We start from the raw sequence: 10,691 nt of genomic DNA on the forward strand, positions 1-10,691 counted from the left end.
GACGGGACCGACGGGGGCAGCGGGGGAACCGACGGGGGCGTCGGCGAGGGTGTGGGCGGCGCTCATGGCAGCAGGACCTCCCGGCCATTGCTCCAGAGCCGGCCGCCGCAGACGCCGTCGAACCAGGTGTTCGCGGGGTCGACGGTCCGAAGGCACGGCTCGACGATGGGACAGGTGTTGCACGCCCGCAACGCGGGCTGGGCCTCGGCGCGGCGCCGGGCGAAGACGCTGGTCATCGGGAGGGCGGCGCAGCGGGCATCGGCCCGCCAGTCGAACGCCTCTGGGTCGTGCTGATGCATGGGCACTCCGTGCGGACTCCGAAGGAAGGGGCATCGGGCGGAGTGGGGGGAGGAGTTCCGGAACAGACATTCGAACGTCTTTGCGAAGCCAGAAGAATCCTCCCATGTTGCGCGCTCGCAAGCAACTAGAAATTTCTTCACCGCACCTCCACAGCGCGGTTGTTGGGCCGGATGCCCTCACGCAACGTGCACATTTCGCTCGCGCACGCGCGTTACCCTGGTGCGGGATGGAGGGAGCGGACCCGTATGAAGGACACCCTGGAGGAGTTCGCAGCCTGGATGGAGGACCTGATGAGGTCCCGGGGCTACGACATCGACCACCCACGCGGCGGCGGCCGGTCCAAGGTCGCCGACGACGCGGGCGTGCACCGCGCCGCGGTGACCCGGCTGTTGCAACGTCAGAGCATGCCCGATCTCGCGACCATGCGCGGGCTCGCCCGCGCGCTGGACGTCCCCGTGCGGGACGTGCTGATCAGGTCCGGAAAGATGACCGAGGACGACCTTCCGATACCGGTGACATACGCTCAGCGCAGCACAGCGAGGCACCGGACCATCACGCTGGAGGAGGCGGCCGAACTGCTCGGGGTCCCCGAGGATCGGCGCGCGCTCTTCCTGCAGGTGGCGGCTCCGTTCCTGCCGTCGGAAGAGGGGACGTCCCAGGCTCAGCGGCGGAGGGCGGGCACCGGCTGAGGAAGAGAAGCAGGGGGTACGCATGGGCAGCGACGGGGGCACGGCGGAACACCGCCGTCCCGAGGACGTTCCGGACTCCTCTGCCATCGGTTCCCGTGACTCCGTCACCGGCCGGCCGGGCGCCGCACAGGCGCAGGCCGGCCAGGCACGGGCCGACCGCCAGGCGCCCGCCGATCAGCACCAGAGGCAGGCCGACCACCAGCGGGCGGCGGCCGGCGGGGGCTCGGCCATCACGCTCGACAGCCGCGAACTCGCGGCGTTACTCCTGGAGATGGGCCGCGCGGCCACATCGGGCGAGCTCGGCGTCTACCGCCGCGAGGAGCTCGAGGAGGCCCGCGAGGAGGGCTACGCCCAGGGCTGGCAGGACGCGATGAACCACCTCGCGGAGCAGGAGTCGGGCGACTCCCGCCCCTCCACGCTGGCCGACGTCATCGCGCTCATCGACTCCCCGCTGCCGGGGCCGCGCGCGAGCGAACTGCGCTCCCAGGAACCGCTGATGCCCCACCGCAAACGCAAACCGGGCGAACGCTCCGGCTGACGAAACGTTTTCCCTGCGGCGGCTCGTCTGCTCACGCGCCGGCGACCCCCCGTTTCCCTGTCGGCTGCTCCCCCGCGCCATGCGCCGTACGCCGCCGTGCGCGAGCCCGCTTCCTCCGGTGCGGCGGGCCTTCCGATGAGCCACCACAGCCGGCGGCTCACCCTTGCGGGGCGGCCCGGTCCCGAGCGACGCCCTGTTGTCAGGGCGCCCGTTTACCATGCAGTTATCGGATCGGCGAAGGGACACGGCATGAGTACGGGTGTTCAAAACGATCTGCGAAACGGCGCCGAGCAGGCCGCAGAGGTGCTCAAGGGCTTCAAGGTCGAAGTCGTGGGGGACAGAATCATCGTGACGCCGCAAAGCAGCATCCAAAGTTGGACGATCTTCGAAATTCAAGCGGCGGCGCGGTCAGCCGGTCTCGAGATGTCCCGTCTGCTCTCCGATGTGCTGATCCACTTCCCTGGTGAGGCCGATCGGGTCCCTGATGTGAGCATCCTCGCCGACGGTGCGGAGGAGCCTTACACCTTCGAGGACGTTCTCGCGGCCATAGAGATCGTCTCTTCCCGGAACGACGGCAACGATTACGCGATCAAGCGCAAGCAGTACGCCCGCTTCGGCATTCCGACCTATCTCATCGTCGACCCCTTCCGCGGCGAGTGCGACCTGCTGACGCGACCGCGGGGCGAGGACTACACCGCGCAGGTGACGTACACCTATGGCGAGACCATCCCCCTGCGATTGCCGGACGGCAGTGAGGTCCGGATTCCGACGGGGACGTTCCGGCGGCGGGACTGAGGGGCCGTCGGTCAGATCAGGCCGTGTTCGGTCAGGTAGTCGAGCTGGGCGCGGACCGAGAGTTCCGCCGCGGGCCAGAGGGCGCGGTCGACGTCGGCGTAGACATGGGCCACGACCTCGGGGGCCGTGCGGTAGCCGTTCTCCACGGCCGTCTCCACCTGGGCCAGCCGGTTCGCCCGGTGCGCGAGGTAGTACTCGACCACGCCCCGCGCGTCGGTCAGCACCGGGCCGTGGCCCGGCAGCACGGTCGTCACCCCCTCGTCGACCGCCAGGGAGCGCAGCCGCCGCAGCGAGTCCAGATAGTCGCCGAGCCGCCCGTCCGGGTGGGCGACGACCGTCGTCCCCCGGCCCAGCACCGTGTCACCGGTGAGGACCGCCGCGTCCGCCGGGAGGTGGAAGCAGAGCGAGTCCGCGGTGTGGCCGGGCGTCGGGACCACCCGCAGCTCGAGGCCGCCGGTGGTGATCACGTCCCCCGCGCCCAGGCCCTCGTCGCCGAGCCGCAGCGCCGGGTCCAGCGCCCGTACGGCCGTGCCCGTCAGCTCCGCGAAGCGGGCCGCGCCGCCGGAGTGGTCCGGGTGGCCATGGGTGAGCAGCGTCAGCGCCACCCGCTTGCCCGCCTGCTCGGCCGCCGCGACGACCGCGCGCAGATGGCCCTCGTCGAGCGGTCCGGGGTCGACGACCACCGCGAGCTCGGAGTCCGGCTCGGCCACGATCCAGGTGTTCGTGCCGTCCAGCGTCATCGGAGAGGGGTTGGGCGCCAGCACGCACAGGGCCCGGTCGGTGGCCCTGCCGCCGAGCGCGCCCTCGCGCGGCCGGCCCGGGAGGGTGTTCGCGTACGTCATGACTCCACTCCTCGCGCCGCGTCGGCCGCGCCGGCGCCATCGCTGTCCGCCGCCTCGGCGGCTCCGTCGGCCGGACCCCCGCCGCCGGCGCGCGCTGTCGCCCCGGCCGGGATCGTCTTCGTGAATTCCTCGTGTCCGGGCCAGCTCAGCACGATGCGCCCGTCGCGCACCTCCGCCCGCGCCAGTACGGGCGTCATGTCGCGCTCGCCGGCCGCCGCCAGCGCCGCCGCCGGCTCCCGGTACGGCGCCAGCTCCCGCAGCGTCGAGATCGTCGGCGGCATCATCAGCAGCTCGCCGCGGTCGTACCCCGCCGCGGCCTCCGCCGGCCGCATCCAGACGACCCGGTCCGACTCCGTGGACACATCGCGGGTGCGCTGCCCCACCGGCAGCGCGGCCACGAAGAACCAGGTGTCGTAGCGCCGGGGCTCGAACTCCGGGGTGATCCAGCGCGCCCAGGCGCCCAGCAGATCGCTGCGCAGCACCAGCCGGCGCCGCCGGAGCAGGTCGGCGAAGGACAGCTCGCGGGCGACCAGCGCCGCGCGGTCCGCCTCCCAGTCCTCCCCCGTGGTGTCCCCCACGACCGTGTCGGCCGAGGGGCCGGCGAGCAGCACGCCCGCCTCCTCGAAGGTCTCGCGGACCGCCGCGCACACGATGGCCTGCGCGGACGGCTCGTCGACGCCCAGCCGGCGGGCCCACCGGTCCCGGCCGGGCCCGGCCCAGGCCACGGGGCGCTCGTCGCGCGGGTCCACGCCGCCGCCCGGATACGCGTACGCGCCCCCGGCGAAGGCCATGGAGGCGCGTCTGCGCAGCAGATAGACGGAGGGGCCGTCGGACCCCGGGCGCAGCAGCAGTACGGTCGCGGCCCGTCGGGGCTCCACGGCCGTGAGCTCGCCGCGGGCGAGCGCGCGGATGCGCTCGGGCCACTCGGGCGGGTACCACTGGCCATTCGTGGTCATGGCCGGATGCTATGCGGTTCCGCCCGAATGTTCGAGGGTGGGCCGGGGTCGTCGATCACCCGGCCGTCCCCGCGGGCCCCGCGTGACCACGGCGGGCGCTCTGTCAGCGGGCCCGGCGTCAGTACGGGCCGGCGTCCGGCCCGCGCTCGGTCAGTCCGCGATCTCGACCTGGAACTCGACCTCGACCGGCGCGTCCAGCGGCAGCACCGTGACGCCCACCGCGCTGCGCGCGTGCACGCCCTTGTCACCGAAGACCTCGCCCAGCAGCTCGCTGGCGCCGTTGATGACGCCCGGCTGGCCGGTGAAGTCCGGCGCCGAGGCCACGAAGCCGACGACCTTCACGATCCGCGCGACGCGGTCCAGGTCGCCGACGACCGACTTGACGGCCGCCAGGGCGTTGAGCGCGCAGGTCCGCGCGAGCTCCTTGGCCTGCTCGGGGGAGACCTCCGCGCCGACCTTGCCGGTCAGCGGCAGCGCGCCCGCCACCATGGGCAGCTGGCCCGCGGTGTACACGTACGAGCCGGAGCGCACGGCCGGGGCGTACGACGCGAGCGGCGGCACGACCTCCGGCAGCGTCAGGCCCAGCTCGGCGAGGCGCGCCTCGACCGCGCCGCTCACTGGGTCTTCTCCCGCTTCAGGTACGCCACGAGCTGCTCCGGGTTGTTCGGGCCCGGCACGACCTGGACGAGCTCCCAGCCGTCCTCGCCCCAGGTGTCGAGGATCTGCTTGGTGGCATGGACGAGCAGCGGCACGGTCGCGTATTCCCACTTGGTCATGGCCCAGACTGTACCCGTCGTCGCACACTCGAACGGCAGCCTCCTGCGTAGCCCTTCCGGGTAGTGGTTAGGCTCCCGAACATGAGCAGGCTCCATGTCGTCAGCGGCAAGGGCGGTACCGGCAAGACCACGGTGGCCGCGGCCCTCGCCCTCGCCCTCGCGGCGGAGGGGCGACGCACCCTCCTGGTCGAGGTGGAGGGGCGACAGGGCATCGCACAGCTCTTCGAAACGGAGGCGCTTCCCTACGAGGAACGCAAGATCGCGGTCACGCGCGGCGGCGGCGAGGTGTACGCGCTCGCCATCGACGCCGAGCTGGCCCTGCTCGACTACCTGCAGATGTTCTACAAGCTCGGTGGCGCCGGCCGGGCGCTGAGAAAGCTCGGCGCGATCGACTTCGCCACCACCATCGCCCCCGGTCTGCGCGATGTGCTGCTGACCGGCAAGGCGTGCGAGGCGGTGCGCCGCAAGACGAAGAGCGGGGCGCCGGCGTACGACCACGTGGTCATGGACGCGCCGCCCACCGGCCGGATCACCCGCTTCCTCAACGTCAACGACGAGGTGGCCGGGCTGGCCAGGATCGGCCCCGTGCACCATCAGGCGCAGGCCGTGATGCGGGTGCTCAAGTCGCCCGAGACGGCGGTGCACCTGGTGACGCTGCTGGAGGAGATGCCGGTCCAGGAGACGGTGGACGGGGTCGCCGAGCTGCGGGCGGCGGGGCTGCCGGTCGGCAGCGTGATCATCAACATGGTGCGCTCCCAGTCGCTGCTGGACGAGACGGCGGTGCACGCGCTCACGGGGAGCGGGGACGGCGACGGGGCCGGGCAGGAGTACGGCGGTGGGCGGGCCGCCGTGGCGGCGGCGCTGGCCCGGGTGGGGCTGGACGGCTCGCCCGGCGAGGGCGCGGCCACGGGCGGAGGCGCCGGTGGCGGTGCCGGTGCCGACGTGGGCACCGCCGTGGACCTGCTGGACCCGCTGCTCGACCAGGCGGCGGAGCACGCCGAGCGGCTGGTCCTGGAGCGCCAGGAGCGCACGGAGATATCGCGGCTCGGGCTGCCGACGTACGAGCTCGAACTGCTGAGCGATGGTGTCGACCTCGCCGGGCTCTACCGCATGGCGGCCGATCTGAGGAAGCAGGGGGTGGCGGGATGAGCCCGCGCACGTCGCAGGACGAGAGCGCGCCGGCGGCCGGAGCGGAGGCGACCGGGGCGGAGGCGTCCGGAACGGGACCGGCCGGGGCGGGGGCAGCCGGGGCGGGACCGGCCGGGGCGCCGGTGCTGGAACTGGACCCCGTCCTGGACGACCCGGCCACCCGGATCGTCGTCTGTTGCGGAGCGGGCGGCGTGGGCAAGACGACGACGGCCGCCGCGCTGGGCCTGCGGGCCGCGGAGCGCGGCCGGCGGGTCGTGGTGCTCACCATCGACCCGGCGCGGCGGCTCGCCCAGTCGATGGGCATCGCCTCGCTCGACAACACCCCCCGCAGGGTGGCGGGCATCGACGGCGCGGCCGGCGGCGAGCTGCACGCGATGATGCTGGACATGAAGCGGACCTTCGACGAGATCGTCGAGGCGCACGCCGATGCCGACCGGGCCCGCGCGATCCTGGAGAACCCCTTCTACCAGTCGCTGTCGGCCGGCTTCGCGGGCACGCAGGAGTACATGGCCATGGAGAAGCTGGGCCAGCTGCGGGCGCGCGACGAGTGGGACCTGATCGTCGTGGACACCCCGCCGAGCCGGTCGGCGCTGGACTTCCTCGACGCGCCCAAGCGGCTCGGCTCCTTCCTGGACGGGCGGTTCATCAAGCTGCTGATGGCGCCGGCGAAGATCGGCGGCCGGGCGGGGATGAAGTTCCTCAATGTCGGCATGTCGATGATGACCGGCACCCTCAACAAGCTGATGGGGGCACAGCTCCTCCGGGACGTGCAGACCTTTGTGGCCGCCATGGACACCATGTTCGGTGGCTTCCGGACCCGGGCGGACGCCACCTATCGGCTGCTCCAGGCCCCGGGTACGGCCTTTTTGGTGGTGGCGGCGCCGGAGCGGGACGCGCTGCGCGAGGCGGCGTACTTCGTGGAGCGGCTGGGCACGGAGAAGATGCCGTTGGCCGGGCTGGTGCTGAACCGGGTGCACGGCAGCGGGGCGGCCGGGCTGAGCGCGGAGCGGGCGCTGGCGGCGGCGGAGGAGCTCTCGTCCTTGGCGGACGGCGCGCCGTTGTCGGGCCCCGACGAGAATCCGCTAGAAAATCTTTCCGAAGCCCGCATTGTGGATCAGACGAACGGGCAAGCTGCCAAACGAGGCGCCCATACTCCTGTCGCACCTGGACCGCAAGACCCCGGCAGTGGCTCCCCCGCCATCGACCCCGACGCACGGGATCTCGCAGAGGGCGCAACGGATCTGACGGCGCACCGGAACACGACGGCGCACACGACGGCGGCGCACGGCACCACCGCGTACGACGACACGGCTGCGTCAGACGTGGCTGCATCCGGCACGGCTGCGTCCGGCACGGTCACATCCGGCACGACCGCGCACGCCGACAGCACCGCGTACGGCACCGACAACCCGACCGCGGAACAGCTCGCCGCCGGTCTGCTCAGGCTGCACGCCGAACGCATGCAGGTGCTCGCGCGGGAGCGTCGCACGCGTGACCGCTTCACCGCCCTGCACCCCGAGGTGCCGGTGGTGGAGGTGGCCGCGCTGCCCGGCGATGTGCACGACCTCGCGGGGCTGCGGGCCATCGGCGAGCGTCTCGCCGACCCGCGCTAGCCGACGGCCGCGTAGTCCTCGTCGCTGAAGTCCACGGGCAGGATGCCCGCGCTCCGCTCGTACTCCGTCCGCGCGGTCTCCAGGAGCCTGCGCCATGACGTCACCGTGGGGCGCCGGCGCAGCAGCGCCCTGCGCTCCCGCTCGGTCATCCCGCCCCAGACGCCGAACTCGACACGGTTGTCGAGAGCGTCGGCAAGGCATTCGGTGCGCACCGGGCACCCCGTGCACACCGCTTTGGCCCTGTTCTGAGCGGCCCCTTGAACGAACAGTTCATCCGGATCGGTAGTGCGGCAGGCGGCCTGCGCACTCCAGTCGGTTACCCAGCTCATGCTGGCGCCGTCCTTCCCCGAGTCGAGGCTCCCCCACGGCGGCAGCGGCATATTCACCGTTGCCAGTTGAGGACGTTACGGAAGGCGGCCAGGGCGCAACACCCCCAGCGGGCCCAATCTTGAATGGCCCGAACGGACTATGCGTACGCGGCAGATCACCCAACGGAGTGATGGGAGGACATGCGGCGCCAATCGGAAGGAATCCGGGCAGGTCCCCCGAGTCGCCGCGGGCCCACGACGGCGTTAATCCGCATTTCGGACAGAACCGTGCCGCGACACTCCATGATCAACTGCGGGGAATCATGGGGCGGGCTTGATGCGGGACCGCATCGCTGTGACAGTTGGCCATAGCTTAGGCCAACGGATGTACGTGTGTCCGGCGAATGAGAACGTAGGCTGCTGCCATGGCAAAGAAGCGCTCGGGCGGAGGGCTCACCGCCCCCCAGCAGGCCGCCAAGTTCATCGGTATCAGCGTGCTCGCCGGAGCCGTGCTGGCGGGCATGGCCCTGCCCGCGGCCGGAGCGCTGGGCCTCGCGGCCAAGGGGTCGGTGGAGGGGTTCGACGAGATCCCCGCCAATCTCAAACGCCCGCCGCTGAGCCAGAAGACCACCATCCTCGACGCCCAGGGCGGACTCATCGCGTCCGTCTACTCCCGGGACCGCACCGTGGTCCCGCTGGACGACATCTCCCCGTTCATGCGGAAGGCGATCGTCGCCATCGAGGACGCCCGCTTCTACGAGCACGGCGCGATCGACCTCAAGGGCATCCTGCGCGCGCTGAATCGCAACGCGCAGGAGGGCGGGGTCTCGGAGGGCGCCTCCACCCTCACCCAGCAGTATGTGAAGAACGTCTTCGTGGAGGAGGCGGGCGACGACCCGACCAAGGTCGCCCAGGCCACCCAGCAGACCCTCGGTCGCAAGATCAAGGAGCTGAAGTACGCGATCCAGGTCGAGGAGGAGCTCGGCAAGGAGAAGATCCTCGAGAACTACCTCAACATCACCTTCTTCGGCCAGCAGGCGTACGGGGTCGAGGCGGCCGCCCAGCGCTACTTCAGCAAGCCCGCCAAGGAGCTCGCCCTGGACGAGGCCGCGCTGCTCGCCGGCATCGTCCAGTCGCCGAGCCGCTACGACCCGGTCAATGACCCGCTGGAGGCGACCAAGCGCCGGAACATCGTGCTCCAGCGGATGGCCGAGCTGGGCGCGGTGACCCCGGAGGAGGCGGCCGCGGCCCAGAAGAAGCCGCTCCAGCTGAAGGTGAGCCGGCCCAAGAACGGCTGCATCACCGCCACCAAGGGCGCCGGCTTCTTCTGCGACTACGTGCGCAAGGTGTTCCTCCAGGACCCCGTCTTCGGCAAGACGAAGGAGGCCCGCGCCAAGCGCTGGAACCAGGGCGGCATGACGATCCGCACCACCCTGGACCCGCAGGCCCAGGCGTCCGTGCAGGACTCGATCACCAAGCACGTCAACCAGAGCGACCGGGTCGCCACGGCCGTCACCCTCGTCCAGCCCGGCACGGGGAAGATCCTGGCCATGGGCCAGAGCCGGCCCTACGGCTTCGGCGAGAACGAGACGCAGATCAACCTCTCCGTCGACAAGAAGATGGGCGGCTCGAACTTCGGCTTCCAGGTGGGCTCCACCTTCAAGCCGTTCACGGCCGCGGCCGCGCTGGAGCAGGGCGTGCCGGCGTCGAAGTCGTACCCGTCGCCGAACAAGATGCCGTACCCGAGCCCGGTGAAGACCTGCGAGGGCACCTGGCGCAACGGCGGCGACACCGTCCAGAACGAGACGCGCGACGAGGTCGGCCCGTACAACCTGAGGGAAGCCACGGCGAAGTCGATCAACACGTACTTCGTGTCCATGATCAGCGAGATCGGGGTCTGCCCGGTCACCAAGCTCGCCGAGAGCATGAACGTGCGCATGGGCAACGGGGCGGCGCTGCCGCAGGCCCCCTCGGTGACCCTGGGCAGCGCCACCATCGCGCCGCTGGCCATGGCCAACGCGTACGCGACCTTCGCCAACCGCGGCACGTACTGCACCCCGATCGCCGTCGAGTCGGTCACCGACGCGGACGGCCGCACGGTCGAGGTGCCGAAGACCGGCTGCAAGCGGGTGATGTCGGAAAGCACCGCCGACACGATGAACACGCTGCTGCGCGGTGTGGTCGAGGACGGCACGGGCGCCCAGGCCGGGCTGGACGGGCGCGACAGCGCGGGCAAGACGGGTACGACGGACGGCAGGCTGGCGGCGTGGTTCGTCGGCTACACCCCCAATATGGCGGGCGCGGTCTGGGTCGGCGGCCCGGGCAACACCAAGGTGCCGATGGAGAACATCACCATCGGCGGGCGCTACCACGCCAAGGTCTTCGGCGGTGGCGTCCCCGGGCCGATCTGGCGGGACGCGATGAGCGGGGCGCTCAAGGACAAGCCGGCCGACACGTTCAGCACGGTGCCGATCGCCGGCGGCCAGGGCGGCTCGGGCGCCGCCGACAACGGGCGCGTGGACAATCGGCCGCCGCGCCGGGGCAACAACGGCAACGGTGGCGGCGGTGGCGGTGGCAACCAGGGCGGGTTCATCGGTGGCGGGGGCGGTGGCCCCGCGTGGCCGGCGATCACGCTGCCGGACGGGCTGCTCGGCGGGGGCACGGGCCGGCGCTGACACAGGGCGCTGACAGTAGGAAAAGGGGTGTGGCCCCGGTCCGCGAGGAC

General features: G+C 71.7%; 12 protein-coding genes. 6 read left to right on the forward strand and 6 right to left on the reverse strand.

Going from position 1 to position 10,691, the window contains the following annotated elements; genetic code table 11:
* Window positions 1-62: 62 nt before the first annotated feature.
* Window positions 63-299 carry a WhiB family transcriptional regulator gene (locus ACSNOD_RS22180; protein ID WP_436768764.1) on the reverse strand — a complete coding sequence of 79 codons (237 nt, stop codon included), beginning with the start codon at window positions 297-299 and terminating at the stop codon, window positions 63-65.
* Between the two features lie 246 nt (window positions 300-545).
* Between ACSNOD_RS22180 and ACSNOD_RS22185 the strand changes: the two genes are divergently transcribed.
* From ACSNOD_RS22185 to ACSNOD_RS22195, 3 genes are all read left to right on the forward strand, one after another.
* Complete coding sequence (locus ACSNOD_RS22185) at window positions 546-989, forward strand: helix-turn-helix domain-containing protein (RefSeq protein WP_436768765.1); 444 nt, start codon at window positions 546-548, stop codon at window positions 987-989.
* 22 nt (window positions 990-1,011) lie between these two features.
* Window positions 1,012-1,527 carry a hypothetical protein gene (locus ACSNOD_RS22190; protein ID WP_436768766.1) on the forward strand — a complete coding sequence of 172 codons (516 nt, stop codon included), beginning with the start codon at window positions 1,012-1,014 and terminating at the stop codon, window positions 1,525-1,527.
* 249 nt (window positions 1,528-1,776) lie between these two features.
* Window positions 1,777-2,322: a Uma2 family endonuclease gene (locus tag ACSNOD_RS22195; protein ID WP_436768767.1), complete on the forward strand. Its 546-nt coding sequence runs from the start codon at window positions 1,777-1,779 to the stop codon at window positions 2,320-2,322.
* A gap of 11 nt (window positions 2,323-2,333) precedes the next feature.
* Here the strand turns inward: ACSNOD_RS22195 and ACSNOD_RS22200 are convergent, their stop codons facing one another.
* The 4 genes from ACSNOD_RS22200 to ACSNOD_RS22215 all read right to left on the reverse strand — a co-directional run bounded on the left by ACSNOD_RS22200 (window position 2,334) and on the right by ACSNOD_RS22215 (window position 4,896).
* Entirely contained in the window at window positions 2,334-3,164 is an 831-nt protein-coding gene (locus tag ACSNOD_RS22200) for an MBL fold metallo-hydrolase (protein ID WP_436768768.1), read from the reverse strand.
* On the reverse strand, window positions 3,161-4,120 hold the full coding sequence (locus ACSNOD_RS22205; RefSeq protein ID WP_436768769.1) for an NUDIX hydrolase: 960 nt from the start codon (window positions 4,118-4,120) through the stop codon (window positions 3,161-3,163). The genes ACSNOD_RS22200 and ACSNOD_RS22205 overlap by 4 nt, the downstream gene beginning before the upstream one ends.
* Window positions 4,121-4,270: 150 nt before the next feature.
* Entirely contained in the window at window positions 4,271-4,738 is a 468-nt protein-coding gene (locus ACSNOD_RS22210; RefSeq protein ID WP_436768770.1) for a RidA family protein, read from the reverse strand.
* Window positions 4,735-4,896 carry a DUF4177 domain-containing protein gene (locus tag ACSNOD_RS22215; RefSeq protein ID WP_436768771.1) on the reverse strand — a complete coding sequence of 54 codons (162 nt, stop codon included), beginning with the start codon at window positions 4,894-4,896 and terminating at the stop codon, window positions 4,735-4,737. Before ACSNOD_RS22215 ends, ACSNOD_RS22210 begins: the two co-directional genes overlap by 4 nt.
* A gap of 81 nt (window positions 4,897-4,977) precedes the next feature.
* Between ACSNOD_RS22215 and ACSNOD_RS22220 the strand changes: the two genes are divergently transcribed.
* Entirely contained in the window at window positions 4,978-6,045 is a 1,068-nt protein-coding gene (locus ACSNOD_RS22220) for an ArsA family ATPase (RefSeq protein WP_436768772.1), read from the forward strand.
* A complete protein-coding gene (locus ACSNOD_RS22225) occupies window positions 6,042-7,658 on the forward strand; it encodes an ArsA family ATPase (RefSeq protein ID WP_436768773.1) in 1,617 nt (538 codons plus the stop codon). Before ACSNOD_RS22220 ends, ACSNOD_RS22225 begins: the two co-directional genes overlap by 4 nt.
* On the opposite strand, the gene ACSNOD_RS22230 is transcribed toward ACSNOD_RS22225, so the two are convergent.
* Complete coding sequence (locus tag ACSNOD_RS22230; RefSeq protein WP_436768774.1) at window positions 7,655-7,987, reverse strand: WhiB family transcriptional regulator; 333 nt, start codon at window positions 7,985-7,987, stop codon at window positions 7,655-7,657. The two genes, ACSNOD_RS22225 and ACSNOD_RS22230, sit on opposite strands and share 4 nt — an antisense overlap.
* A gap of 404 nt (window positions 7,988-8,391) precedes the next feature.
* Between ACSNOD_RS22230 and ACSNOD_RS22235 the strand changes: the two genes are divergently transcribed.
* Window positions 8,392-10,641, forward strand: a complete 2,250-nt coding sequence (locus tag ACSNOD_RS22235; protein WP_436768775.1) for a transglycosylase domain-containing protein — start codon at window positions 8,392-8,394, stop codon at window positions 10,639-10,641.
* Window positions 10,642-10,691: the final 50 nt, after the last annotated feature.

It is taken from the genome of Streptomyces sp. URMC 123 (genome assembly GCF_051386515.1).
Lineage (GTDB): Bacteria > Actinomycetota > Actinomycetes > Streptomycetales > Streptomycetaceae > Streptomyces.